The organism is Novosphingobium sp. BL-S-21 (genome assembly GCF_055521655.1).
The window spans coordinates 1,282,674-1,309,252 of record NZ_CM145495.1 but is presented as its reverse complement, the minus strand read 5'-3'; the positions used below and the strand labels follow the sequence as shown (position 1 = coordinate 1,309,252).

The window sequence follows — 26,579 nt, the reverse complement described above, 5'->3', positions numbered from 1 at the left end:
CGACCCCCGCGGCTAGCGCGCCGCAGCGGCTCGCGCTTGCCAGGCATAGGGGCCGACCACCGTACCTACGAAGCCGCCTGCCGATTTGGTGCTGAGAAAGCGCACGTCGACGTTCTGCGCCAATGTGGCGCGCTGCCCGTCCGCGGCATAGGAGATGTCCACGCTGGCGCCTTTGAAGTGGAGGAAGAGCGTGACCGGCCCGGTGCCTGCGAAGGGCTGCGAAGCGATCTCACGCTCGGGCGCATCGCCATCGCGCACGAGAAGGGCGACGCGGGTCGTGCCCTGTTTGCGGAGAAGGCCGAAGAACAGGTAGGCCTTGTCGGACTGGACGGCGGCCAGCCCCGCGCGGTCGCCATCGGCGGCTGGCGCGTAGCGCAAGTCCACCGATATGGCGGCGTCATGGTGCTGCTGCCGCCTGCCCACAAAGGCGGGGGCGGCGGAGAGGTCGCCCAGCGGCGTCGCGCCTTCCAGCACCAGCGAGCCGTTTTCCAGCTTGTAGATCGGCGCGCGGGGCGTGCGCAGGCCGATCCAGGCCATGCCCAGCCGGTCGCCGTCGAACGTGTCGCGGTAGCTGTAGTCTCCCGAGGCAGCCGGTGCGGCGGCGCCGGCGGGCAGGTCCGGCCGAGCCGCGACCAGCGGGATGGCCTTGTCGGCCGGCAGGATACGCGGCCAGCCATCCTGCCAGGTGACGGGGAGCAGGAATGTCTCGCGGCCGATGTTGTAGTAATCGCCTTCATAGGGCCGGGTCGCGAGGAACGTTGCCCACCACTTGCCGTCCTGCGTTTCGACGAGCTTGGCATGCCCGGCGGAAGTGACCGGGTTGGCACGCGCGGGATCGAGCGACCTCTGGCTGAGAATGGGATTGCCGGACCAGGGCACGAACGGCCCGCGCACGCTGCGGGAGCGGAAGACGACTTCGCTGTGCTGCTCCCCGGTGCCGCCTTCCGCGGCGATGAGGTAGTATTGGCCATCGCGGCGGAGCAGGTGCGGCCCTTCGATCCAGACCGGTTTGCGTGCCAGGTCCACGCCTCCGTTGACGATCTGCGTCGCTGCGCCGACCATCTTGCCGGCGTGCCAGTCGAATTCCTGAACCCAGATCGCGCGGTGCCCTTCGTAGAGCGCAGTCCCGCTCGGCGCCCGGTTGTTGACGATGAAGGCGCGGTCGCCCTCCCAGTAGAGCGAGGGATCGATACCTTCGAACGACAGCCAGACCGGGGCCGACCAGGGGCCTTTGGCGTCCTTCGCGGTCATCACGAAATTGCCGCCGCAATCGACGCAAGTGCCCAGCAGGTAGAATGTGCCCGCATGCCAGGAGATGTCCGGGGCGAACATCCCGCGCGAGCTTCGCAGGCCCGCGAAGTCGAATTGATCCGGGCGGTCGATGGCGTTGCCGATCTGGCGCCAGTTCACGAGGTCGGACGAGGTGAAGACCGGCAGTCCGGGATAGTGTGCGAAGGAGGAATTGACGAGGTAGTAGGTGTCGCCCACGCGCGTCACCGAAGGATCGGGATAGTAGCCGCGAAGGATCGGGTTACGATATTCTCCCGGGCCGGGCTCCACGGCGTCCTGGCTGCGGCCCTGGTAGGCAAAGTTGTCGAAGCGGGCGCCGCGATCCGGTTCTGCCGCGCGTGCTGCCGTCATGGGGGACGCCAGCAAAGGCAAGGCGCCGGCGGCGAGCAGGAATGCAGCGCGAACGGATTTCAGCAATGGTTCTCTCCCTTTGCGGGGGAGCTTAGGTCACGCTTGATGGTAACGCTACCATAAACCGAGCAGGTCGTGATCGAGGCCGCGGGGCGGCCCGTTCGGCGTAAATCGCACCTTTCTGGTTGTGGCGCATATCCCACACAAAGACCGGACAGGTTGTTTAATCAACCAGCAATCCCTCAGCAATCTTGCGAGCCAGTCGCATTATCACTAGTGGCGCGATCGCGACTCATTATCGATATCGAAAGGCAGTTTATGTTTCGAACGACGGTCCGCGGCCGCCTTCTCCTGGGAGCAGCCACCGGCATGGTGGCCATTTCCCTCCTCCCTGCTGCCGCACAGGCTGCGGCGGCCGATTCCGACGACACCATCGTCGTCAAGGGTGACCGTTCCGCAACCGTGGCCTCCTCGGGCACGAAGAGCGATGTTCCGCTGGCGGAAACGCCGCAGTCGGTGTCGGTGATCGACGCGTCCACGATTGCCGAGCTGGGCATCCAGAACCTCAACCAGGCCTTGCGCTATGTGGCCGGCGTCACGCCGGAAACGCGTGGTTCCTCGGCCGAGGTCTACGACCAGTTCAAGCTGCGCGGCTTCGATGCGCCGGTCTATCTCGACGGCCTGAAGATGTTCTCCAGCGGCTCGGGCTATGCGACGCCGCAAGTGGACATGTCGCGCCTGGACCGCATCGAAGTGGTGAAGGGCCCGGCATCGGCGCTCTACGGTTCTTCCAGCCCGGGCGGCTTCGTCAACGAGCAGAGCAAGCTGCCGATCAACCGCGATTTCTACGGCGCCGTGTCCGGCACCTACGGCAATTACAGCAATTACCGCATCGATGGCGACGTGGGCGGCAAAGTGGGCGAAACCGTGCTCTGGCGTCTCTACGGCAGCGCCAACGGGGCCGATGCCCAGCAGCGCTACGGCAAGCGCCGCCGCGAAACCGTTTCCGGGGCCGTGACGCTGGGCGCCGGTACCTCGACCACGTTCACGGTGCTCGGCGCCTACTCGCACGATCCGTTCAACGGCAACTACGGCGTGTTCCCGGCCAGCGGTACCCTGTTCGACAACGCCAACGGCAAGATCTCGACCAAGTTCTACGGCGGCGAGCCGGACGACTTCTTCAAGCGCGAGCAGGCCGCGGGTACCTTCATCTTCCGCCACGATTTCGGCAATGGCTGGGCCTTCCGCTCGTCTGGGCGCTATCAGTATGTGAAGACCCGTCTGGGTATCGTCTATACCTCGGGAACGCCGGTCGAAACGGACAGCACGGTCTACAACCGCGCGTCCTATGCGACGAACGAGCAGCTCAACAACTGGACTTACGACAACCAGCTTTCCGGAGAGTTCACCACGGGTTCGGTGCACCACTCGGTCCTGTTCGGTGTGGACCGCCAGGTTGCCCATTCGACCGAGCTGGCCAAGTTCGGCACCGCCACGACGATCGACGCCTACAATCCCGTTTACGGCACGATGGCGACGCCCGCGAACCCCTATGAGGTCCCCGGCGTCGACACCAACGGCGATTTCATCGACCCGACCACCACCGCCACCCGCCAGCGCCAGCAAGGCATCTACGCGCAGGACCGCATCTCGGTGGGTAATCTGGACGTGACGCTCGGCGGCCGGCAGGACTGGGCGCGTCTTGAGCAGAACGGCTCGGTGCAGACCAACCGCAAGTTCACCTGGCGTGCGGCGGCGCTCTACAAGACCGAACTCGGCCTGTCGCCTTACGTCACTTACTCCACCTCGTTCGAACCGCAGTCCTCGGTGCTGGAAAGCGGCGAACTGGCCAAGCCTTCGGTCGGCAAGCAGATCGAGGCGGGCGCCAAGTACCAGGTTCCCGGCACCGATATCCTGCTGACCGGTGCCTGGTTCCAGATCAACCAGACCAATGTGGTGGTTTCCGATCCCGTGACGTTCACCGCGTTCCAGTCGGGCGAGGTCCGCTCGCGCGGCGTCGAGGTGGAGGCCAGCGGCTCGTTGCCCTACGACTTCAACTTCCGGGTTGCCTTCAGCACCCAGAACGTGAAGGTCCTCGAAGACGTCAATACGGACAACGTCGGCAAGGGCCTGGCGACTGTCGGCAAGGGCGGCATCTCGGCCAACCTGGCCTGGGCGCCGAAGTCCGGTTCGCTGGAAGGCTTCTCGATCGGCGGCGGGGTTCGCCATGTCGACAAGGTCTATGCCGGCAGCCTCGATGGCACGACCACGATCTACACCCCGTCCTACACCGTGTTCGACGGCCTGCTCCGGTACAATCTGGGCAAGCTGAATCCGGATCTCGGCGGCGTGACCATCGGCCTGAACGCCACCAATATCTTCGACAAGAAGTACCTGACCAGCTGCTTCGCGGCTTACAGCTGGTGCTGGTACGGCAACCGTCGCACCGTGCAGGGGACCATCGGCTTCACCTGGTAAGCCGGACCGACGCGGTCACGAAAGGCCCCGCAGCGTACCGAACGCTGCGGGGCTTTCCTTTATCGGATCGGCGCGCCGAGCGGTTTGCCGTGACGGAAGACCCGGCGTTCCGAGGGCGGGGCGGCCACGGCGGCCGCCGCACTCACGGCCGGAAGCGCCACGAAGCTGGCCTCTGCGCCCACTTGCAGGCCCCGGCCTTCGAGGCCGAGCGAGACGGCGGCCTCGGTCGTCGCCATGGCCAGTGCCACGGCAAGATCCTCGTCCCGGTAGAAGCCCGAGCGATAGCCTATGAGCATCGCCCGCTGGAGCATGTCGCCATTGCCGTAGGGCCACCAGGCGTCGCGGATATTGTCGTTCCCGGCAAAGACCCGCACGCCATGTTCGTGCAGGCGCAGAATGGGCGGAAAGGCGCGATCTCCCGGTGCGTTGGTCATGATCGCCACCCCGGCGTCGGCCAGGGCACAGGCGATCGTGTCGAGCACCGGAAGCTCCACGTCGCCCAGGGCATAGGCATGGCTCACCGTCACCCGGCCGCCGAGACCCAGTGCGCGGGTGCGCGCGGCAATGCGGTGCAATTGCTCAACGCCCGGCAGTCCGGCCTCGTGCAGGTGGATGTCGATCTTGGCACCGCGCCGCTCGGCAAGGCCGAAGACGATGCCGAGATGAGCTTCGGAATCGCCGTCCATTCCTTCGGGATCGATCCCGCCCACCACTTCCGCGCCTTCGCGGATGGCGGCGTCGAGAATGTCGGCCGTGCCGGGGCAAGTGACGATGCCTGCCTGCGGGAAGGCCACCAGTTCGATGTCCATCTGGCCGCGCCATTTCTCACGAGCGGCCATGACCGCGTGCAGATGCGAGAGCCCGGTCGTGGCATCGACATCGACATGGCTGCGCATCGCCACGGTGCCCAGGCTGGCGGCCTGGCCGATCAGCACGTCGGCGCGGACCGCGGCAGGGCGCACGTCGGCGAGCATGGCTTTCTCCACCGCGAGCCGTTCGCGCAGGCTGGCGGCGGGGCGGTGGGGTTGCCACGGTTCGCCGAAGAAGCTCTTGTCGAGGTGGATATGGCCGTCGACGAAGCCCGGCAGCACCAGGTGTCCGCCCAGATCCACGCGTCCGGCCGTATCGTCGGCGACAAGGTCGGGGCCGATTGCCACGAAGCGGCCGCCCGAAACCGCCAGGTCGGCCAGGCTGCCGTCCGGGAGCAGGGCGCCGGTGAAGAGCTGCTCTATCATTGCGTGGCTCCGGCCTTGTCGGCGATGTTCCAGGCCGCGACCTTGTTCTTCGTATCCGTCAGCATCCCGTCCAGCGCCGTGCGGTCATAGAGCTTGCCGTTCATGATGACGGCGCGGATCGCGCGGGTGGCGGCGATGTCCTTCAGCGGATCGCGGTCCAGCAGGACGAGATCGGCCGCCTTGCCGGGGGCAACGGCGCCATAGCGGCCCAGCAGGCCGAACCAGGCGGGACCGGCGCGGGTCGCGGCGGACAGGGCCTGCGCCGGGGTGAGGCCTTCCTTCACGAAGAGGCTCAGTTCGTCGTGCAGGCCGATGCCGGGATAGTTGAAGGAATTGAGGAAGCCCGCATCGGTGCCCGCGATCACGGTGACGCCCGCCTTCTCCAGCAGCGGCAGCACCGCCGCCATGCGCTGGAAATGCGCATGGCGCGCCTCGACCGCGGCAGCATCGGCCTTTGCGGCGCGTTCGATGCGCCATTCGTAGGTCTTGCGCAGCTTCGGGCCGATATAGGCGAGATAGGAATCGTGCGCGTGATCGTCGGCATCGAGCCAGGCGAGGATGCGGCTGCCGTTCAGCGTGGGCGTGACGAAGACGCCCTTCTGCGCGAAGTTGCGATAGGAGGCCATGGCCGTCGCCGTGTCGAACCCGCTGTCGAGCCGGCGATTGGCCTCGGCACGGTCGATGCGGCCCGCGGCGAAATCGGCGGCGATCGCCGCTTCGTCCTTCACACCGGCCTTGTAGGCATAGTCGATGTGTTCGATCGAGCTGATCCCGGCATCGACCGCCTGGCCGACGGTCAGCGCCATCGGGATATGGCCGGAGCTTCGCAGCCCGCGCGCCTTGGCCTGCGAGACGGCATAGAGGAACAGTTGCGGGTCCAGCGTGCTGTCAGTGATCTTCACGAAGTCGACTTTGTCCCGGTCCTGCAGCCGGGTCAGCGCCGCATCGACATCGGCCTTGCTGCCGACTTCGATCGTGCCTTTCCACACCGGCTTGATCCCCTCGATCTTGGCGCCGGATGTCAGCAGGCGGGGGCCGAACAGGGTGCCGCCGGCGATCTCGCCGCGCCAGGACAGGACCTGGTCGGGAAGGTCGCCCGAACAGTCGCGGATGGTGGTGATGCCGTGAGCGACATAGAGCGGCAGCAGCGCCTTGTTCTCCTCGACGAGGTCCGGGCCGCCGCCGAAATGAACGTGCATGTCCCAGAGGCCGGGGATCAGGAAGCGCCCCTTGCCCTCGACCACGCTCTGCGCATGCCAGGCCCGGGCGATCTCGCCGTCCTTGCCGACTGCCACGACATCGTTGCCGCGCAGCACGACCGCCTGTTCGCCTATGGCGCGCCCGTGTTCGACGTCTATGACCGTGACGTGGCGGATCATCATGTCAGCGCTGTCGGTGACCGGTGCGCCGGCGGCGAGGGCGGAGGTCGTGGAGGCGAGGAGGGCGACGATCAGCGGGGCGACGAACTTCATGGCGGAAGGCTCCTTTTCCGCAAATCTACGCCGCCGCGTTATCATTCACAAATTAGATATTGGCATGTCCATCATTCGCTCTATGAATGAACTTATGCTCGATCCCCGTCTCCTGCGCAGTTTCGTCGCCATTGCCGATACCGGCCATTTCACGCGCGCGGCAGAGCGACTGGGCATGACGCAGTCGACAATAAGCCAGCAACTCGGACGATTGGAAGACATGGCGGGCCATGCCCTGATCGATCGCGCCGCGCGGCCGGTGCGTCCGACGCCGATGGGCGAACGCCTGCTGGGCCACGCCCGCCGCATCCTGCAGCTCGACGAGGAAGCACAGAGCCTGCTGCGCGATCCGGCGGGCACGGCGGCGATCTCCATCGGCATGCCGGAAGACCTGGCGACGCTTGCCATGGCGCAGGGTCTGGCGCGTTTCGCTGCCCGCAACAGCCGGATCAGGCTGGACGTGGTCACCGGGCTGAGCCGCGATCTGGCCGGGCGGTACCGGCAGGGGGAATTCGACATCGTCGTCGTCAAGGAAGACCAGCCCGCCGCGGATTGCCGCGCCAGCTTTCCGGAGCCGCTGGGCTGGTTTGCCGGCCCCGGCCACGCGGTAGAGGCGCGCGATCCTCTGCCCTTGGTGACGTTTCCCAACGGCGGCCTCTACCGCGACACGATGTTCCGCGAACTGGAGGCCATCGGCCGCCGCTGGTACGTCGCCTTTTCCGGCAGCAGCCTGCAGAGCGTGCTTGCGGCAGTCTCTGCGGGCATGGGGATTTCGCTGCTGCCGATTTCGGTGACGCAGGGGCAGGGGCTGCGCCGGGTCGACGGCCTGGGCGAGGCGACGCCCATGGTCGTCTCGCTCTATGCGCGCGAGGACCAGGAGCCGATCGGCGATCTGGTGGCGCTGACCTCGAAAGTGTTGGAGAACCGGTGACCCTCCGCCCCGGCAATGGGGCAGAGGGTGGCTGCGCCTTCGGGCGGCTACCGGCGTCCTCGCGCCGGGCGGCCGAGGTGAAGCGCAAGTCGGGCCGCGCGCGATCGGAACGCTCTAGTCTTCGAGGATGAGCCCGTGATGCCGCGTCTCGCGCATCCGCACATAGACCACCAGCGAGATGGCGATCATGACCGAGACGTAGATGTAGAAGGCCTGCTCCATGCCTGCCTGCTTGAACCACAGGGCCACGAATTCGGCCGTGCCGCCGAACATGGTGTTGGCCAGGGCATAGGGCAGGGCAACGCCCAGCGCCCGGATATGGGCGGGGAACAGCTCGGCCTTCACCACGGCATTGATCGAGGTATAGCCGGTGACGATCACCAGCCCGGCCATCACCAGCAGCCCGGCGACCAGGGGATTGCGGGTTTCCGCAAGCGTGGCGAAGATCGGGTATGTGCAGAGCACGCCGAATACCCCGAAGCCGATCATCAGCGGCTTGCGGCCCACCCGGTCGGACAGGGCGCCGGCCAGCGGCTGGAGCAGCATGAACACGAAGAGCGTCACGCCGTTGATCTCGGAAGCGGTCTCGCGGCTGAGGCCGCTGGTGTTGACCAGGAACTTCTGCATGTAGATCGAATAGGCGTAGAACGCGATCGTGCCGCCCGCCGTCAGCAGCATGACCGTCAGGGTTTCTCGCGGGTGATGGCGGATCAGTTCGAGGAAGCCGGACTGCGGTGCCCCCTCGGCGCGGGCTTTCTCGAAGCTGTGCGTCTCGGCCATGCCCCGGCGCAGGCGGAACACCAGAACCGCCAGGGCGCCGCCGATCACGAAGGGAATGCGCCAGCCCCAGGCATCGAGCTGGGCCTCGGTCAGCAGCGCCTGGAGCACCAGCAGGACGCAGATCGCCACGAGCTGCCCGGCAATCAGCGTGACGTACTGGAAGCTGGAAAAGAACCCGCGCCGGTCGCGTCCAGCCATCTCGGAGAGGTAGGTGGCGCTGGCGCCATATTCGCCGCCGACGGAAAGGCCCTGCATCAGCCGCGCCAGCACCAGCAGCAGCGGCGCGCCGATGCCGATGGACTGGTAGGACGGCGTCACCGCGATCAGCAGCGACCCCGCGCACATCAGCGCCACCGATAGCGTGAGCCCGCTCTTGCGGCCCTTGCGGTCGGCATAGATGCCCATCAACCAGGCGCCGACCGGGCGCATCAGAAACCCTACCGCGAAGATCGCCGCCGCGCTCAGAAGCTGGGCGGTCCGGTCCTCGTCCGGGAAGAAGTGCGGCGCGAAGTAGAGCGTGAAGGCCGAATAGGCGTACCAATCGTACCACTCGACCAGATTGCCGGTGGAGCCCGCGACAATGGCCTTCAGCCGCTGGCGGCGGTCGGGGGCGACGGGTGGCGGGGTTGTCGACATCGGGATGCGCCCTCTTGCTGATCGTCCTGCCGCAGCAACGGGCGGAACGAGCGGACGGTTATGGGAATTGGCTGGCAAGGTCCAGAAAGCAGGTCGAGGTCGAGGGCGCCGGGAGGAAAACCCCGGTTCAGCCCCGGGCCTGCTCCAGCGCTTTCACGGCTTCGGTCAGCTGCGCGAAAGTGTAGGGCTTGTTCAGCATGAAGGCCGGCGGATGGGGCAGGTCCCAATTGCCGCCGCCACTGGCGATGGCGAAGGGCACCGCGCGGGCACCCAGTTCGGCGATGATGGGATCGGCGCGCTCGCCGGCCAGGTTCATGTCGATGACGGCCACGTCGAACTCTTCGTCGCGCCCCGCTTCCAGTGCCGAGGCGAGGGTGGCGTAAGGACCGACCACGTGGCAGCCCAGGTCGTCGAGCATTTCCTCCAGCAGCATCGCCACCAGAATTTCGTCTTCGGCCACCAGAACGCGCAGCCCTTCCACTTCGGGGTTCCCCTCGATCATTTGCGTCAATCCTCGATGCTTTCGCGTATCCGCTTCGCCAGTGCATCCATGGCGAAGGGCTTTGTTATCATGGCCATGCCCGGTTCCAGAAATCCGGCGGCAAGCGCGGCGTTCTCGGCATAGCCGGTCATGAACAGCACTTTCAGGCCGGGCCGCGCGGAGCGGCCGCCATCGGCGACCTGGCGGCCATTCAGGCCGGGCAGGCCGATGTCGGTGATGAGCAGGTCGATGCGCTGGTCGGATTGCAGTATTTCCAGGCCGGAGGGCCCGTCCGCCGCCTCGATGGCCTTGTAGCCGAGTTCGTCCAGCACTTCTATGATGAGGCCGCGCACCACGGCCTCGTCCTCGACCACCAGCACGACTTCGCCTTCGACCGCTGCGGGCAGGTGGCCCGCATGCCCGGCATGCTCGTCCGCTTCTTCGACGCCGCGATGGCGTGGCAGGAAGAGCTTGACGCTGGTGCCCATGCCTTCCTCGGAATAGATCCGGGCATAGCCTTCGGACTGCCGTGCAAAGCCGTAGATCATCGAGAGGCCGAGCCCGGTTCCCTGTCCCATCGGCTTGGTGGTGAAGAACGGTTCGAAGGCCCGGTCGCTCACTTCGCGCGTCATGCCCACGCCGGTATCGCTGATGGCGATGCAGACATATTGCCCGGGCCGCAGGTCGCGCTGCTGGACGACGGATTGGTCGTCGAAATGGGCGTTGCACGTCTCGATGGTCAGCTTGCCGCCGTCCGGCATGGCATCGCGGGCATTGATGACCAGGTTGAGGATCGCGCTTTCGAGCTGGTTGGGATCGCAGCGGGTCTGCCAGAGCCCTTCGGAAAGCCCGAACTCCAGCTTGATGTGCTCTCCCAGCGTCCGCCGCAGCATGTCCTCCATCGAGGCGATCAGCGGGTTCGCGCGGACCGGGCGCGGGTCCAACGGCTGGCGGCGCGAGAACGCGAGAAGACGGTGCGTCAGCGAGGCGGCGCGCTCGGCGGAGGCCTTGGCGCCTTGCAGCCAGCGTTCGAGATCGCCGGTACGCCCTTGCGCCAGGCGGTTGTGCATCATGTCCAGGCTGCCGGTGATGCCCTGGAGCAGGTTGTTGAAATCATGGGCAATGCCCCCGGTCAACTGGCCGACCGCCTCCATCTTCTGGCTCTGGCGAAGCGCATCTTCCATGGCGCGCTGTTCGGTGACATCGCGGCCCACGGCGTGAATGCGGCCGCCGTCCGGCACGGCGGTCCAGGCAATCAGGCGGTAGTCGCCGCCGCGGGTGCGATGACGGTTTTCGAAAGCGAGCATCCCGGCGGAGGCCCGGTCCGATCCGCCAGCTTCGCCCGCGCCCGGTCCTCCCTGGTCCGCTTCCCCTTCATCAGGGTCCGGATTGAACAGGCCCGAACTGCTGGCCAGCCGCGTCAGAGCCGAGGCGGTGACGGCGCGGTCGTCGGGATGGACGAAAGCGGCGATCCGGCGGCCCAGCATCTCGCCCTCATGCCAGCCCAGCAGCCTCTCGGCGGAAGGGTTGACCGCCGTGATCAGGCCGGCATGGTCGCAGACCAGCATGAGGTCGCGGCTGATCGACCAGAGCCGGTCGCGATCCTGCGCAAAGGCGGCCTCGGCCTGCTTCTGGGCCTCGATCTCGGTATTGGTGCCGATCCAGGCCGTGGTCTCGCCCTGGGCATCGACGAGCGGCAGCGCGCGGGATAGGTGCCAGCGATAGCCTTCCTGCGCGTCGAGCAGCCGGAACTCGGTCTCGAAAACTTCGCCGGTCTTTACCGAGTGGGCCCATTTCGTCCGGGCATCCTCCCGGTCGTCAGGGTGGAGCACCGCGTTCCAGCCATCGTTGCCCAGGCTTTCGCGGGTACGTCCGGTATAGGCGTAGACACGCTCGTTGAACCAGTCGATCTGGCCGTCCGCCCGCGCGGTCCAGACCTGGTTGGGCATGTTCTGCGCCAGCGTGCTGAACTGCGCCTCGCTCTTTTCGAGCGCGCGCTGGATGCGGCGGCGGTCGGTGACGTCCTGCACCACGCCGATCATGCGGGCAGGGCGGCCCTCGCTGTCGAACTCGAACTCGGCCTTGCGGGCGATCACCCGCTCTTCGTCGGTGTCGGCGCGGTGGACCCGGTATTCCACGTCGAGCTGGGTCGCTCCCTGCTGGCGCCGGATCCAGGTGGATACGAGGTACCGGTCTTCCGGGACGACCAGGCCCTCGATCAGCTCGGTCGGCGGCGATCCGCCCGGCTGGGTGCTGGGATCGATACCGAAGATGCGCCAGAATTCCTCGGTGCCGTCGATCTTGTTGGCCGCGATGTCGATGGCGAAGAGACCCACCCCGCCCGCGCGCTGCGCGCGGCGGAGCCGTTCTTCGCTCTCCTCCAGCGCCTGGCGGGCACGGTGTTCGGGCGTCCGGTCGCGCATGAGCTTGACGAAGCCGATCGCCTCGTCGGCGGGGCCGCGCAGCGGGGTCATTTCGCTGAGGCCCCAGAACCGCTCTCCCGATTTGCGCAAGTGCCAGCGTGCATCATGGGCGCGGCCGGTCTCCAGCGCTTCCTTGCGCTTCGCTGCGGGACGGCCGAGTGCGCGGTCCTCGGGGGTGAAGAACGTGGCCATCGGTTGGCCCAGCATTTCCTGCTCGCTCCAGCCGAGCATGGCGGCAGCGCCCGCGTTCCACAGGGTGATGCGGCCATCGGGATCGGTGGCAACGATGCCGTAGTCTATCGCGCTGTCCAGGATCTGGCGGTTGAACACTTCCCGTTCGCGCAGTTGCCCCTCCGCGCCCACGCGCTGGACGTGCGCCCACGACCTTTCGGTCACTTCGCGAATGACGCCGAGTTCGTAGTCGCTCCAGTCGTGCGGCTTGCGGTCGTGGATCGCCATTAGCGCGATCAGGTGGCCCTGTTTCACCAGCGGCATGCAGACCGTGGCGGCAATGCCGATATTCTCGAATGTCTCCGCTTCCTCGGGCGCGAGTTCGCGGCGGTTGTCGGCGATGATGAGCGGCCGCCCGGCATTGAGGTCCTGCACCGCGCGCACGCCGAAATCGGCAAGGCTGTAGTGGCCGACGATGGATGGCGAACCGGCCGCGTGCCAGTCGCCGCGAATGGTGAAGCCGTCGCCGTCGCGGTCCATGTCGGCATAGGCGCAGTTGGACAGCCCCAGATGCTGGGCGGTCATGCGTGTCGTGGTCGCCAGGATCTGGTCGGCATCGCGGCTGTCGCGCACGGCCCGGCCCAGATCGTCGAGGAAGCGCAAGCGGGTCTCGCTCTGCTGCAAGGCCTGGCGTGCGGCATGGGCCTCGGTCGTTTCCACCACGACCGCGATCACGCCCGCCGGGACGCCGTCGTCGCCGGGGACGGGGGAATAGTCGAGGTTGAGCCAGACCTCCTCCGGGCGCCCGTGGCGGTGCAGGGTCAGCACATGGTCGCGATAGCTGAGCGTGCCGCCGGAGAGGCCCACTTTCATGACGTTGTCGTTGAAGTCCGCCACTTCCTCCCAGCCGTCACGCACGTTCGAACCGAGCAGGCGGCTGTCCCGCGCGCCGGCGAAGTGGGAATAGGCATCGTTGTAGATCATGACGCCGCTCTCGCCCCAGAGCAGGACCAGCGGCACGGGGGAAGGCAGCATGAAGCCCACGGTCTGCTTCAGGCTGGCTTGCCAGCCGGCGATCGGGCCAAGCGCCGTCGCGCTCCAGTCATGCGCGGCGATACGGCGTGCGAGATCTCCGCCGTGGGACAGGAACCCTTCGGCCTCGTACTCGCCGTGTTTCATCGACCCCACCTCCTGTGCGCCCACCCGCCCGTGCCCCACCCATAGGCGCGCGACCCCGAGTGCGCCCGGCCCCGCCAAGGCTTTAGCCTATCCGCAGTCGGGACACGGCGAAATGCAGAACTCCCGGAAATGTTGCCGGTTCCCGCAAGGGGCGCAAGAGGCGACGTTTTTCGCCTTTTTAGCGTCTTACTCCGAAGCCTGATCGCCGGTGCGGCGTTGCAGGAAAAGGATCGAGAGGTCGCGTTCCGGCCGCCAGTCCGTCTTCGTCATCTCGAAACGGGTCGCACCGATCTTGCGCACGCCTGCTCCGCAGAAGCTGACGAGATCCTCGGGGCGCTCCTTGTCGACCACCAGGCGAAAGCGGCCGATCGGTTTCTTCCAGTTCCCGGCCGTCACCAGGATGTATTCCAGCCAGGCCTCCGAGTAGATGATTTTCGCCGCCTCCGCCCGGCGCAAGGTGGCGAGCAGCGCTGGCTCTATGCAATAGTTCCGCAAGGCCTGCGGCTCTGGATCGCTGCCGAGCAAGGTGCCGACCGTACCGCCCACCGAGGGCTGGTAGCGATGCTCGACGACGACGGGCACGCCGGCGGGAAAGCGCTGCATCCAGTGGTAGGTCGTTTCCAGCGTCCAGGCGGGATAGCCGTCGGCATCGACAAGGCCAAGCCGCTCGGCTTCCGCGCGTGCGGAGGGGGCAAGGCGGTCCACTGCCTCCTGCGCGGGGCCAAGATGAGGCGCCAGCGGCACCGCATGGGCGCGCAGCCAGGCGGCGCGGTCGACCTTGCCGACCATGGCCTTCTGTTCGATCTCCATGGCCACCGGCTTGCCGTCCACCTTTGTCCGGAAGCCCAGGAAGTTGTCGGGCGAGTCCACCGGGATCGCGATGTCCACCTCGAAGAAGGCGCGGCCGCCCACGGCCGGCAGGGGGAAAGCCACGCGGCTGACCACGTCCTTGCCGCTGGTATTGACGAACGTGTAGCGCACCTTGACGGCCGACCGCGAGATTTCCAGGTCCTCGGTGCGCATCTCGATGGCATCGCTTTTGGTCAGGACCAGCCCGCCGGCAGCAAGCTGCGCAGAGGAATCGTTGGCCAGCGCCGCGCCCGGAAGGACGGAAAAGAGGGCCGCGACGGCGGCATAGGACGTTCTCCACATGAACCGGTCCTAACCCGCCCAGTGCCCTGGTTTCAATCGCTTGCGATGCCGCTGCCATGCCAGGACCGTTCCGTGGGCGCGGCGGGCAGAGTTAACGCTTCATTCGCCAAGCCGCGCTACACGCCGTTGCAGCGACCTTGTCGGGACGCGACTTTGCGGAGCTTGTTTCTTGGCGCGTTGGTCTGACCGGATAGTGGTATTCGCCGCGGTGCTGCTGCTGGGCCTTGCGCTCGTCTGGACCTGCCTGCAACGCGGGCCGTGGTACGACGAGTTCTACACCCAGTTCGTGACGCGTCCCGGCCTGTCCTGGATCACCGCGCTGCGCGAGAGCTGGATGGCGGACAATCATCCGCCGCTTTACTACATCCTGGCCCGGGCGACATCGTGGCTGGGGTCGATTGCGCAGCACCGCCTGCTCAACGTCGCGCTCGGCGCGCTGGCTCTGGCAGGGGCAGCCGTCATCGTGCGCGATGTTCCCCGGCTCGCACCGGCCGCCACGGTGACGACGCTGGCGCTCGCTGCCAATCCCTGGGCATTGATCGCGGGCAGCGAGCTGCGCTCCTACTTCCTCTCGCTTTGCGCGGGGACCGTGTTCGCCCTGGGCCTCTGCGCGATCCGGTTGACCGGCGCGGCGGGCGGGAAGGGTCGCCAGACGGCATTCTGGGCCGCCGCGCTGCTGGCGTTCAACACCCATATCATCACCTCGCTGGCCTGCGCCGCGATCGCCCTGCCGTTCCTTTTCGTGGCCGCGCTGCGGCGCAAGGGGGCTGAAGTGCGCGCGGTCGGCGCGCCGGTCGTGGCGGGAGGGCTGGTCTTTGCAGTCGTGACCGCGGTCCAGCTGCCGGTCTGGCTTGCCAATACGGCGGTGTTCTGGATCGAGCCGGGGTTCGATTCCGCCCGCTGGTCGGTCGAATGGGCGTTGCTGCGGACACTGGAAGCGAACCCGTTGGTGCTGGTCGGCGCGCTTGCCGGGGCCGGATTGCTCGCCCGGGACGTGCTGGTCCTGAAGAGACCGCGCAGCGAGGCGGGCGCGCTGGCGCTCCTCGCGGCAGGGGTGGTTCTGGCCGCTGGCGGCCTGGTGGTCCTCCACCTCCTGCGGCCGATCCTGGTCGAGAAATATCTCATGGCGCTGGTTGCGGCCCTTTGCGTGGGCATGGGGCTGGCGGGCGGGAGGTTACTGGAAGGGCTTGCGCCGCACTGGCGTTCGCTGGCGCTCGTCTCGGGACTGGCGGCGACGGTCTGGGCCCTGTTCCAGAACGTGCCGCTGGCGGTGGAGCGGATCAGCTGGCTGAATACCGGGCGGGCGATAGCGCGCGAGGTCGCGCTCTGCCCCGGCACCGTCGTGCATACCGACCCGTTCTGGAATGCCGAAGTCATGGCGATGAAGCCGCGCGACAACGCGCAAGTCGTGCCGTTCGCCTATCGCTATATAGCGCAGTCCTTCGGTTTCGCGCTGGCGCCTGCTGGATCGCGAACGATGGGGCAGGAATGCCCGACCGTGTTCTGGGGCGAGCATGACAGCAAGCGTCAGTTCGATGCGGGCGCGGTGGCGGCGCATTTGCGCCAGTCCGGCTTCGCGGTGGAAGGCATGGACTTCCGGCGGCTTGGCGATGGCTGGATCGCCGTGATCCCGCCGCGTAACCCGCGGTGACCGCATGACGGGTTCTCCTGCCGGCCAGGCGCCCCGCAAGCTCTGGAGCATCCAGGCGCTGCGCGGGTTGGCGGCCCTTGCGGTCGTGGCCTACCATGCCGCGCGCCATCTCGGTAAGGCCGTGGACGCGTCCGCGATCACGCGCCTGACCCAGCCGGGCCATGCCGGGGTGGACCTGTTCTTCGTGCTCTCCGGCTTCATCATCCTCCACGTTCACCGGGCGGACATCGGGCGTCCGCAGGCCCTGCGACGCTATGTCTGGCAGCGCTTTGCCCGGCTCATGCCGATCTATTGGGTGGCGCTGGCAGCGACCATCGCGCTCATGCTTCCCCGTCATGCGGACGAAGTGACCGCGGCAGGCGTGGCGCTTTCGGCCAGTCTCCTGCCGACGGTTCAAGACCCCTTGCTGGGCGTTGCCTGGACGCTTCAGCACGAGATGCTGTTCTACGGCGCCTTCGCGTTGCTGATCCTCAATCGGCGGCTCGGCCTGTGCTGTCTGGCGCTCTGGCTGGGCTGGGGGATAAGTCAGTTCTGCGGGCTCGTTCCGAGCGGACTGGACGTTCCGCGCCTGACCAGCGTGTTCAATCTGCAGTTCCTGTTCGGCATGATGGCCGCTGCTGCCGTCGCCTCCGGCCGCCTCAGCCATGGCCGCCGCCTCGCGGCGGTTTCGGCCCTGCTCCTGGTGGTGGTCGGGATGCTGGAAGCAACCGGGCGGATGGACGGCTATGGCAGTTTGGCCCGCCTAGCCTACGGCGTTCCCTCGGCCCTGCTGATTGCCGGGCTGGCGGGCTGGGAAGGGCAGGCGGCCAAGCCTGTAAGCGTTCCGGGGGTGCTCACGGCGCTGGGCGACGCCTCCTACAGCCTTTACCTCTTCCACCTTCTGGGGATCGGGGTGGCCTGGCAGATATGGCTTCGCGCCGGACCGGATCCCGCCGAGAACCTCGCGGCCTGCTACCTGTTCCTGCTGGCTGGAGCCACCGCGTGCGGTCTTGCATGCCATTACGGCATAGAGAAGCCCTTGCTGCAATATCTGCGGTCGCGGCGCTCAGCCGGGCTTGCGCGTGGCCAGCCGCGCGATGCGCTTGATCCGGCGGTATCCGCTCCGCCGCCCGCGCGCTGAGGGCTCGGCTTCCGACCGGACCCTTTGCAGCAGTGCACGCAGTTCTGCAGGCGTGGGATCCCGTTCCTCGCCGATGCGGGCGACCAGCGCGGGATAGTGCCACTTCGCCTGACCGACGGGCCGCGTCTTCACGCTTTCGGCGCGGGCAGTTCCGCTCGTGGCCCAGAACAGCAGGCCCGCCACTGCGACACATCCGAAGGTCAGTATGGTGGCCCAGAGGCTCCCTCTGCCCACGCCCAGTACCAGCACGGCGACCAGTAGCGCCGAGAGGCCCAGTCCGGCCGCCATCGGGTGATGCATGCGCAGCGCGGCCTTGACGCAGAGCACCGTAGCCGCCGTCACGAGCAGGGCGCTGACGGTGATTTCCAGGATCGCTTGCCCAAGAATGGTCAGGATCGTCATGAAAGGCTCCTCTCCCAAGAATGCCTGATGCAACTATATCGTATCGCGACGGAAAAGCCAAGTCGCCGACCCGGACGATTAGAAGGCCACATCGATGCGGATCGTGTCGCTATAGGCTCCGGCAGGCGGCGTGACCTGGCCCGGCAGGAGGGCCGCGCGGTAGGTATAGCCTTGCGAGGTCAGCGAATCGTAAGTCCCGGCATTGCTGTCTGCCGAGGCGCTGCTGCGGCGAGCGGAGCCGGTCGCGCCCCAGCGGTCGGTGGAACTGGCGGTCTTGTAGATTTCGTACTGGAGGTAGTTGGCGGTGGTGCCCGCACGCATGCGGCGTAGGCCGCTGGCCGCGTTGCTGCCATCGTCCAGGCCGACCGTGTAGGCCGTGCCGGCACTGCAGCGGATCAGGATCGTCCGCGTGATGGGATTGAAGCTCCCCACCAGCGGCGCCGAGCCGAAAGCGGCAGTGGGCGCGGTGATGATGCAGTCGTTCTGAACGACCAGGGTGATGGAAATCCGCACGGCCGTGCCCGTCCCCCAATTCGTGGGCGTGCCGAGTAGCGGCCGCACGAAACCGGGGCTGGAATCGTAGGCCAGACAGACCGCCACCCCCAGCGTGCAGACCGAATAGAACCAGCGCACATCGAGGAACCCCGTGTAGGTTCCGGCCCTGAGCGCGGATGTCGCGGTGGTGCGGAAGTAGATCGGGATCGAATTGTTGGTCCCGCTGAAGAGGCTGAGCAGCGTTGTCGAAGACAGGTTCTGCAAGTTGCCGATGGTCAGCGGCGTGCCGTTCTGCGCCAATGAGGCGACGAAGGGGATCGTCTGGCCGCTCGGCCCGGTCAACAGGAATGTCGAGGCGTCGACGCGCAAGGCGACGTAGTGGGTCGCCAGCAGGGCCAGCGCGACATCGCATTGCAGTCCGGACGAACCGCTCCCCTGCTGGGCAGTGCTGGCCACGCTGTAGGAACTGACGCTGCCGAGGTTGGTGCTGGCGGCGGATACGGTGCAGGCGGCGGCCCGCTGCGGTGTGAGAGCGAGCGCGAGGAACAGCGCGAGCGCGGCCAGGAACCGGCTCGCAGGTCGGCGGCCAAGAGGGTCAGGGAGCAGGCGTGCTATCAGGGCCGACATGTCAGGGTTCCCAGGTCGAGGATGTCATCGCGGGGCGGACCGGCGCTGAACTGGACGCGGCAGCTCGCGTCTTCGGGAAGGGCAACTTCCAGCGCGTTTTCCGGGGCGACGTTCTCGAGATAGAGCATGCCGTCCCACCCGACGTAGGTTCTGGCCGCATGGTTCAGCGTGACCGGCGTTCCTGCGGGAAGCGGCTGCCCCGCTGCATCGACGATCACCGCGCGCGCGGCGGCGACGCGCGCCACCGGGAAGCGCACCACGTAGCCGCTGCCCGCCGCCACCGCCACGCGCTGGCTCACCCGGTCGGCCTGGACGCTGGGGGGCAGGGCGAGCGTGTCGATGTCATAATGCGCCGGATACCAGGCGCTTGCGGCGGGAACGAGGAGTTGCCCGTTGCGGTCGGTCTCGCCGATGACCTGGTTTTCGTAGCGGACGGGGATGCCGGCCTCGCCATTGGTGGAAACGAGGGCGAAAGCGTCGGTCACGCGGTTCGCGGCGAACAGGCCGCCGTCCATGAAGACGAGCGCGCCACTGGCGCCGAACCACCCGGTCATGCCCCCCGCGCCGCCGTGCGGCTGTCCATAAGCGCCCGCGCGAAGCTGGATGGGCTGCGTGCGCCAGGCCGCGTCGCCGCGCAGATAAGGGCTGTCGCCGGAGTCGCGGTAGGCGCTGGCGTTCCAGCCGAACCCACCGTCCGTGGGCACCGGCCGCGTGTAGTCCGCCCGCAGCCCGGTCCTGCCGCGATCGTCCCGCGTCAGGCCGCCGCTGACGGAGCCGGTGCCGAGCGGCACTGTCAGGGTCAATGCGCCCGACCAGCTCCGCCGCTCGCCGTCTCCGCCCGAGAATTCTCGTGAGACCGTGGCGTAGATGCGGCTCTGACCCCAGAGCGGAAGCGTCCAGGAGAGGTTGGCGAAGCGGGCATTGCGGGCATTCTCCTGGCGCAAGTCGAAGACGCCCACGCCCAGGGTGCCGGTGCTGCCCAGGGCGAGGCTGGCCGTGGCCGCCGTCTGGCGTTCCCAGCCTTCGTCCTCGCGTTCCAGGCGGCCCAGATCGGTGTAGCCGCGGTCATGCCGGGTATGGCGCAGCCCGAGTGAGAACGTCCGCGCCTGATATTCATAGCCGACTGCCAGTTCCCCGCCCGCGCGTGCGCCGAAGCTGCGGCTGTAGGAGGCGCTGACGATGCCGAGATTGCCGATCCGCGCCACGCCCCCGGCACCGAGCACATGCATGTCCCGCGTCGTCTCGGCGCGCATTTCCAGCGTCAGTCCGCTTGTCAGGCCGTGGCGGGCATAGGCGCTGCCGGCCAGTGCGCCATAGTCGAAGCTGCGCAGGCCGTAATTGCGCCGAAAGGCTCCGGCAGCGATGGAATAGTCGGTGAAGCCGGCGCGCAGCAGGGTGCTGCTGACGTAGAACGGAACGGAGGTCACCACGCTGCGGCCATGAACGTCGGTGACGATCAGGTTGGCCAGCCCGCTGCCGGAGATCGGTGGCAGGGTGTCGAGCGCGAAAGGTCCGGGATTGACGCGGCTGCCGGCGATCCGCTGGCCGTTGACCACCAGGTCCACGGTCGAGGGCAAGGCGGCATTGCCCGCGAACTCAGGCAGCGGATAGGTGATGATGTCGGGCCGGACCGAGAAGTCGCGGGACACTTGCGCGCCGCCGAGCCGAACCGCGGGCGCCCAGGACAGCGATCGGGTGATAACGTCGCCCGCTTCCACGGTGGTCATGCTGCGCTCGTCCGACCAGCGCCAATATGTGTCGTAGCGCATGTAGGGGCTTTGCGCGGCTGGCCCGCCGCCGACGCGCAGGGCACCCGTGCTGGAGAAGATGCCGGCGGGTCCGAATATCCGCGCCTCGTGCCACAGCGAGGCCTGGAAACCGATGCCGCCGCCGCCGGTGGCATAAGCGTCGTAGTTGAGCAGGGCGCCCATGTCGCGCATGGCCGGGCGAAAGCCGCTTTGCTCCGTGCCGATCCGCTGGGCCGGCAGGTACTTCGGCAGGACGGTGAGATGAAGCTGCTGGCGCCCCGCGTCATAGTCCGCAACAACGCCATCGAGACTGTCGAGGTAGAGCCGTTCCTCGGTGACGGGCAGCACCATTCCGGCCCGGCGCAGGTCTTCCGCCCGCACCAGGAAACGCGGCCCTGCCTTGATGAGCGAGGCCACCACGCCGCTGTCCATGCCGTTGACCAGCAGTTCCAATTCCAGCCTTTGCTCGGCGTCGAAGTCGACCCGCTCGGGCGGCGGGGGAAGCTCGGTGAAGACGTCAAGACCGGGCGCCGCGCTGGCGATCGCCGGGGCGGGGGCAGCCAGGCACTCCGGCGCCAGGACGAGCCCCGCCAGCGCGGTGATCGCGGGAATGCCGCCGGTCCGCGACATCCAGGCCGGGCGCGATCGATCCGGTAAGGCTCCCGGCATTCCGGCTCATTCCGGTCCTGTCGTCATGTGCCGGTCATTCCGGCAGCCGTTCGATGCGGGCCATCGCCTTGCCGTTGAGGGTCGCCTCCAGGTCTCCGGCGGCGTCGACGCCTTCGGGCAGCGGCCAGCGCATCGTCGCGCCGGGCAGGACGTAGCCGAACAGCCCCTCGTTGAGGCTCGAGCGCTTGCCGTTACCCGAAAAGGCCACGCCGCTCAGGCGGGCATGGCCGCCGCCGCTGTTGCGGATCTCTAGGAACCGGCCGCCCGCCTCGGATACCGGGCGCCAGGCCAGGCGGGGCGGCGGAGCCGGCGCCTTCTTGCGGGCATCCTCGGGCCTGGCATAGGAAAACAGCGGCAACGAATAGCGCATGCGGAATGTGACCGCCGCGCCCGGCGTGGTCTGCGCATCGGCCGTGGGGATCTGGTCCACCACGACGCGGTAAGGCTTTTCGGGCACGCCCGGCGGCGGCACGAGGCGGGTGAGGCGCACCAGTTGTCGCTCCCCCGCCGCTATGGTGAGGATCGGCGGAGTGCCCAGGATATCGTTCTGGGCCGCATAGACGTTCTCACCGTTCTTCTGGGCCCAGGCATAGACGCGGACTTGCAGCGTAATGGGCGCCTTGCCCGGATTTTCGAGCCAGAGTGCGGCCGCAGGCTGGTCGCCCTCGATCACCGGGCTGACCGGCCAGAGCAGCAGCGAGCCGGCCGACTGGGCCAGCGCCGGTCCGGCAACCGGCACCAGGGCGCTGGAGGCAATCGCGGCACCGAGGGCGAGTTTAAGCGACAGAACGGCGGCGTTCATCGGTGGCTCCTCGGAGGTGGCGGGGCGAAAAGGGGGCGCTGGTCACCATGTCAACGTGACGATCAGGGTGTCGGTATAGGTTCCGGGCGGCATGGTTCCGGAGGGTGTCAGCGCGGCAAAGATGGGAAGGCGCACGTCCTCGCTGTTGGTCGAACCGATGCTGTTGCCGTAGGCCGTGCCGGCCACGATCGGCAGGGTGCAGGCCGCATCGCGGCAGAGCGCATAGGGAATGCGCGCGGTGGTCGCGCCGGTGCGCTGAAGGTTGCGCTGGCCCGAGGCGGCATGGGTGCCGCCGTCGATGGTCATGATGAGGTTTACGCCCGGCGTGCAGCGCAGCCGGATGGCCTGGCCGGTGGTGGTGGTGGCCGTCCTTTGCTGGGTGGAAAAGGTGGAGACCGTGCCGAAGTCCAGCGTGCCGACCCGTCCCGCATTGCCGCTGGAGCCAAGCCCGTCGACCAGGCAACCCGGCGTGACCGTGGCGGTGACGTCGAATGTCGCCGTCGTGGCCGCCCTTGCGCCGGCGGCGCCAAACGTGGCCCAGGCCGCGAGGACGCCGGCAGCAAGAGCGAGGCTGGAGGCGGGAAAGGCAGGCGCAGAACGCCTTCCCGCCGCGGCAGGGCGGTCGGAGGGCATGACGATTTCGGGACGCTTCCCTAGAGTTCCAGGACGACCGTGACGATGTCCGCATAAGAGCCCGGCGTCAGGCCCGGCTCCCCGAAGGCGCGGCCGTAGACATTCACGGTCTGCACGGAGCCGTCGCTGGGCAGGACGATGTCCCCGCCCACGGGTATCACGGCATTGCGCGCCGCGTCGCTATAGAGGTTGTAGGTAACGAACTGGCCGGGCGCGGCCTGGTTGACCATGGCGTGAACGCCCACCCCGGCGCCCGATCCGTCGTTCTGTCCGGCATTGAAGGAGAGCGTGGGGGTCACGCCGTTGCTGCACTGGACAGTGAAGCCGGCGGCGCCGCTCAGCACCTGGGCGTCGACTTGCGTGAACAGGGTGTTCTGCGATCCGAAGGCGAGCGTTCCGAAATTCACATTGGCCGAACCGTCGTCGTAGTTCTGGCCGTTGATGATGCACCCTGCGGTCAGCGTGATCGTGGCGTTGATCGTCCCGTTGATGTCGGCGTGCGCCGGCACGGCGGCCAGCATGCCCAGCGAAAGACCGCTTGCGGCAATGACAGTCCTCAACACGATGGCACCTCTCTTTCCTCTCTCGCTCCCGGTGGGAAGCAATGCGTTGGCAAAAGCCCGGCCGCGATCCCGCTTCGACCTGACCAGAGCCGCTGGCCGGGTGTCCTGCTCCAGCAATCGAATGAAATGGCTGGATGCGGCGGCGCAGTGCGTGAAATCGTAATCAACCCACAATGGGTGAAGTTCCGACCATATTGGAATGAAAAACCGCCGCATCGGTTATTTCTTGGGGAGGGGTACTTAATTCGGTTCATCGATAACTGTAGAAAAATCCGGCCAGACTGCGGTTTTTCGCAATGCTAATTGTAAATTAACCAAACGCGAATTTACCGCCGGATCGAACAGTGTTCGCGGCTCGAAGATCCTCATGAGCAAATTTTTTGCCATAGATTTAGAGCATTAGCGGATACACAGCCGTGAATCGGGCCATGGTCATGCGTCTCGCCATTTCTCCATGGCGGTATCGTAGGCCTGGCGGGCCTTCGCGACACGCGCGTCCAGCGCGTCCTGTCGCCGGGCGTGGGAACGTCGCAATTCCGTGATCTCCGCCGCGATCCGAGTGCGCTCCGTTTCCAGATCCTGCAGCGCTGCCTCGAACGCCCGCGCCTGCCGATCTCTTTCGTCCTCGGCGGCATCAAGCTGGGCGCGACTGGGCTTCGGCGGCGGAGCCTGGCGCTTTTTCGGAGCAGGTTTGCCGGAAGAACCGAGGGCTTCCACGGCCTTTCGCCGCGACTTGCGAGGCTGCGTCCTGGCGGCTTCGGCAAGATGCTGATCCGTGCTGCCGCGCGGCACGCGGACGACTTTTCCCGGATCTGCCAGGGCCGCCCTGGCCAGTTCGGGGTCCGTCACTTTCTCCGCCTGCCCCCGCGCAAAGAGGTCGGCTTCCGCGCCCCACGCCGCCAGAGCCGCCTTCTGGCTCGGCGCGGCCACATAGGCATCGTGGAATCCGATAGGGGTGCGGAATACCTTGAGCTTGGCGGCCATCACGACATCTCCGACGGGATCAGCGCATTTTTTGCGGCATGGTTCCCGCGGCGTCGTTCAGCAGCTTTGTTGCAAATCATGAAAATTCGCCCGGTTTCGGCGCGGGGCCGCATCATCGTCCTATAACGATTGCAGCCGCGTCCGGTCCGGGAGATCATCTCCCGGCTCGTGCTGCGCGGTGCCTTTCTCTCGTCTCCCCCCAACAGAGAACCGCCATGACCGCCATCCGTGCCTTTCTGAAACGCCAGCATCTCTCGACCAAAGTCACCCTCATGACCGTGGGTGCGCTCATCCTGCTATCCGCCGTGTTCTTCATCGGCACCCGCGTTCTTCTCGTCGACGACGCGCGGACCCAGGGAGAGGAGCGACTGGACACGAACATGCGCGTGGCCTGGTCGGTGATCGAGTGGAGCGGTCTCAACTATTCTCTGCGCGGCGACACGCTCTATGCCGGCGAGACGCCGCTCAACGCCAACAATGCGGCGGTAGACCGGATGAAGGAACTCGTTGGCGGCACCGCCACGATCTTCATGGGCGACCAGCGGGTGGCAACCAATGTCCAGAACCCGGACGGAACACGGGCCCTGGGCACGCGGCTCGCGGCCGGACCGGTGAAGGACGCGGTACTCGGCAAGGGTGAACCTTATCGCGGCGAGACCGAGATCCTGGGAACCCGCTATTTCGCGGCCTACGATCCCATCAAGGATGCCAACGGCAAAGTGATCGGCATCCTTTTCGTCGGCGTCTCGGCAGAGGACTTCTACCGCAATGTCGACAGTCTCGGCTGGCACATCCTGCTGCTGGCCGTCGTCGTCACGGCCATTGCGGCGGCGCTCTGCATGCGCGGCGCCCGGAAACTGTTCGCACCGCTGGAAACCGCGAGTGCCACGATGATGCGCCTTGCCAAGGGCGACAACGAGACCGAGATCGTCGATACCGAGCGACCCGACGAAATCGGCGGGATCGCGCGCGCCCTGCTGGTGTTCCGCGAGGCGGCGGTGGCCAAGGAAGCCGCGGACCGCGAGCAACGGCAGGTGGTGGAGCGTCTGGCCGAAAGCCTGGCGCACTTGTCTTCCGGCGACCTCACGGCGCAGATCGATCAGGTCTTCCCGGAAACTTACGAAGCGCTGCGGACGAATTACAATTCGGCGCTTTCGGGGCTGCGCGGCATGATCGGCGCCACCGGGGACAGCACTTCGGCTATCCGCGGCAGCTCTTTCGAGATCGCCCAGGCCTCCGAAGACCTGGCCCGCCGCACCGAAGCGAGCGCGGCCAGCCTCGAACAGAGTTCGGCGGCGCTGCTGGAGATCGACAATGGCCTGCGATCGGGCGCCACGGCCGCAACCGAAACGGTGACCCGCGCCGACGAGGCGATTGCCACGGTCAGCGGTGGGCGCGCGGTGGCGGCCGAGGCAGTAGGCGCCATGCGCCGCGTTTCCGACAGCGCCACCAATATCGACGGTGTGATCGAGGGGCTGGACAAGATCGCGTTCCAGACCCGCGTGCTTGCCATGAATGCGGCCGTCGAGGCAGGACGCGCTGGCGAGGCAGGACGTGGCTTCGCGGTCGTGGCCGATCTCGTCTCGGCATTGGCCAAACGATCGGAAGAGGAAGCCCGCAGCGCCCGCGCGCAGCTGACCGTCACGCAGTCCGAAATCGTCGCGGCCCTGGGCGCGGTGGAGCGGGTGGACGGGGCTTTCGAAGGAATCGCCGGAGACGTGGCGCAAGTCCATGTCCTGCTGGGCGGCATGGCGCGCAGCAATCGCGCCTCCGCCACGTCGGTCAGCGAGATCACCGCGGCCATCGGCGCGATGAACATTGCGACGCAGCAGAATGCCGCCATGGTAGAGCAGGCTTCCGCTGCCGCGCGGGGACTGACCGAGGAAGTGAACCGCCTTGCAGCGCAGGCATCGGCGTTCAGGGTCGCCTGAGCCGAGGGCGAATCAGGCCCTGATCCTCAAACGACGAACCGCTGGGCAGAAGCCTTCTAGGCCGTGACGAGGACGGTCATTTCGGTGCGGGAACGGCGGATCGTGCAGAGCTTCAGGGCGCCGTCCCACAGTTCGGCGCTGCGCTTGGCCGCTTCGCGGTGGGCGATGATCAGGGCTCCGGCAATGTCCGGGGCCTTGAACTCCAGCCGCTTGGCCAGACCGTGCTCATCCTCGAAAAACCTCAGGGTGTAGATATTCATATGAGTCCTCCAGCGGTGCGCCGCCGTGTTCGGTATTCGCACTTGCGGAAGAACGGCTAACCCATTTCGCACCATTCCGGAGTGATTTGCGTCAAATCGTTGCTCCGAAAAGCCG

At 66.9% G+C, this 26,579-nt stretch carries 20 protein-coding genes; 5 read left to right on the top strand and 15 right to left on the bottom strand.

Going from position 1 to position 26,579, the window contains the following annotated elements; genetic code table 11:
- Positions 1-12 precede the first annotated feature (12 nt).
- Positions 13-1,707: a glycoside hydrolase family 43 protein gene (locus ACZ1J6_RS05150; protein WP_465127064.1), complete on the bottom strand. Its 1,695-nt coding sequence runs from the start codon at positions 1,705-1,707 to the stop codon at positions 13-15.
- Between the two features lie 303 nt (positions 1,708-2,010).
- Here ACZ1J6_RS05150 and ACZ1J6_RS05145 point away from each other — a divergent pair, with 303 nt between their 5' ends.
- The gene (locus ACZ1J6_RS05145; RefSeq protein WP_431567688.1) at positions 2,011-4,119 is read left to right on the top strand and encodes a TonB-dependent siderophore receptor; all 2,109 of its coding nucleotides are present in this window, start codon (positions 2,011-2,013) and stop codon (positions 4,117-4,119) included.
- 59 nt (positions 4,120-4,178) lie between these two features.
- Here the strand turns inward: ACZ1J6_RS05145 and ACZ1J6_RS05140 are convergent, their stop codons facing one another.
- Both ACZ1J6_RS05140 and ACZ1J6_RS05135 read right to left on the bottom strand, forming a co-directional pair.
- Positions 4,179-5,354 (bottom strand): amidohydrolase family protein, encoded by a 1,176-nt coding sequence (locus ACZ1J6_RS05140; protein ID WP_431567687.1) that lies wholly within the window; start codon positions 5,352-5,354, stop codon positions 4,179-4,181.
- On the bottom strand, positions 5,351-6,826 hold the full coding sequence (locus tag ACZ1J6_RS05135) for an amidohydrolase family protein (protein ID WP_431567686.1): 1,476 nt from the start codon (positions 6,824-6,826) through the stop codon (positions 5,351-5,353). Before ACZ1J6_RS05135 ends, ACZ1J6_RS05140 begins: the two co-directional genes overlap by 4 nt.
- An 82-nt stretch (positions 6,827-6,908) precedes the next feature.
- Here ACZ1J6_RS05135 and ACZ1J6_RS05130 point away from each other — a divergent pair, with 82 nt between their 5' ends.
- On the top strand, positions 6,909-7,757 hold the full coding sequence (locus ACZ1J6_RS05130; RefSeq protein WP_465127063.1) for a LysR family transcriptional regulator: 849 nt from the start codon (positions 6,909-6,911) through the stop codon (positions 7,755-7,757).
- Positions 7,758-7,871: 114 nt separating this feature from the next.
- On the opposite strand, the gene ACZ1J6_RS05125 is transcribed toward ACZ1J6_RS05130, so the two are convergent.
- From ACZ1J6_RS05125 to ACZ1J6_RS05110, 4 genes are all read right to left on the bottom strand, one after another.
- Positions 7,872-9,173: an MFS transporter gene (locus tag ACZ1J6_RS05125; RefSeq protein WP_431567685.1), complete on the bottom strand. Its 1,302-nt coding sequence runs from the start codon at positions 9,171-9,173 to the stop codon at positions 7,872-7,874.
- A 127-nt stretch (positions 9,174-9,300) separates the two neighbouring features.
- Positions 9,301-9,675, bottom strand: a complete 375-nt coding sequence (locus ACZ1J6_RS05120; RefSeq protein WP_431567684.1) for a response regulator — start codon at positions 9,673-9,675, stop codon at positions 9,301-9,303.
- Positions 9,676-9,680: 5 nt separating this feature from the next.
- Positions 9,681-13,427 carry a PAS domain S-box protein gene (locus ACZ1J6_RS05115; RefSeq protein WP_431567683.1) on the bottom strand — a complete coding sequence of 1,249 codons (3,747 nt, stop codon included), beginning with the start codon at positions 13,425-13,427 and terminating at the stop codon, positions 9,681-9,683.
- Positions 13,428-13,613: 186 nt separating this feature from the next.
- On the bottom strand, positions 13,614-14,579 hold the full coding sequence (locus ACZ1J6_RS05110; protein ID WP_431567682.1) for a DUF4424 domain-containing protein: 966 nt from the start codon (positions 14,577-14,579) through the stop codon (positions 13,614-13,616).
- A gap of 169 nt (positions 14,580-14,748) precedes the next feature.
- On the opposite strand from ACZ1J6_RS05110, the gene ACZ1J6_RS05105 reads away from it, so the two are divergent.
- A complete protein-coding gene (locus tag ACZ1J6_RS05105; protein WP_431567681.1) occupies positions 14,749-16,230 on the top strand; it encodes a hypothetical protein in 1,482 nt (493 codons plus the stop codon).
- A gap of 4 nt (positions 16,231-16,234) precedes the next feature.
- Positions 16,235-17,350 (top strand): acyltransferase family protein, encoded by a 1,116-nt coding sequence (locus ACZ1J6_RS05100; protein ID WP_465127062.1) that lies wholly within the window; start codon positions 16,235-16,237, stop codon positions 17,348-17,350.
- On the opposite strand, the gene ACZ1J6_RS05095 is transcribed toward ACZ1J6_RS05100, so the two are convergent.
- From ACZ1J6_RS05095 to ACZ1J6_RS05065, 7 genes are all read right to left on the bottom strand, one after another.
- The gene (locus tag ACZ1J6_RS05095) at positions 17,276-17,752 is read right to left on the bottom strand and encodes a hypothetical protein (RefSeq protein ID WP_465127061.1); all 477 of its coding nucleotides are present in this window, start codon (positions 17,750-17,752) and stop codon (positions 17,276-17,278) included. The genes ACZ1J6_RS05100 and ACZ1J6_RS05095 overlap by 75 nt on opposite strands.
- A gap of 78 nt (positions 17,753-17,830) precedes the next feature.
- Positions 17,831-18,874: a Csu type fimbrial protein gene (locus tag ACZ1J6_RS05090; protein WP_431567678.1), complete on the bottom strand. Its 1,044-nt coding sequence runs from the start codon at positions 18,872-18,874 to the stop codon at positions 17,831-17,833.
- The gene (locus ACZ1J6_RS05085; RefSeq protein WP_431567677.1) at positions 18,862-21,252 is read right to left on the bottom strand and encodes a fimbria/pilus outer membrane usher protein; all 2,391 of its coding nucleotides are present in this window, start codon (positions 21,250-21,252) and stop codon (positions 18,862-18,864) included. Before ACZ1J6_RS05085 ends, ACZ1J6_RS05090 begins: the two co-directional genes overlap by 13 nt.
- A gap of 73 nt (positions 21,253-21,325) precedes the next feature.
- Complete coding sequence (locus ACZ1J6_RS05080; protein WP_465127060.1) at positions 21,326-22,093, bottom strand: fimbrial biogenesis chaperone; 768 nt, start codon at positions 22,091-22,093, stop codon at positions 21,326-21,328.
- Between the two features lie 42 nt (positions 22,094-22,135).
- Entirely contained in the window at positions 22,136-22,726 is a 591-nt protein-coding gene (locus ACZ1J6_RS05075; RefSeq protein WP_431567675.1) for a Csu type fimbrial protein, read from the bottom strand.
- A 20-nt stretch (positions 22,727-22,746) separates the two neighbouring features.
- The gene (locus ACZ1J6_RS05070) at positions 22,747-23,289 is read right to left on the bottom strand and encodes a Csu type fimbrial protein (RefSeq protein ID WP_165921394.1); all 543 of its coding nucleotides are present in this window, start codon (positions 23,287-23,289) and stop codon (positions 22,747-22,749) included.
- A 432-nt stretch (positions 23,290-23,721) separates the two neighbouring features.
- Entirely contained in the window at positions 23,722-24,273 is a 552-nt protein-coding gene (locus tag ACZ1J6_RS05065) for a hypothetical protein (RefSeq protein ID WP_431567674.1), read from the bottom strand.
- A gap of 215 nt (positions 24,274-24,488) precedes the next feature.
- Between ACZ1J6_RS05065 and ACZ1J6_RS05060 the strand changes: the two genes are divergently transcribed.
- On the top strand, positions 24,489-26,204 hold the full coding sequence (locus ACZ1J6_RS05060; protein WP_431567673.1) for a methyl-accepting chemotaxis protein: 1,716 nt from the start codon (positions 24,489-24,491) through the stop codon (positions 26,202-26,204).
- 56 nt (positions 26,205-26,260) lie between these two features.
- Here the strand turns inward: ACZ1J6_RS05060 and ACZ1J6_RS05055 are convergent, their stop codons facing one another.
- Entirely contained in the window at positions 26,261-26,464 is a 204-nt protein-coding gene (locus tag ACZ1J6_RS05055) for a hypothetical protein (RefSeq protein WP_132265906.1), read from the bottom strand.
- Positions 26,465-26,579: the final 115 nt, after the last annotated feature.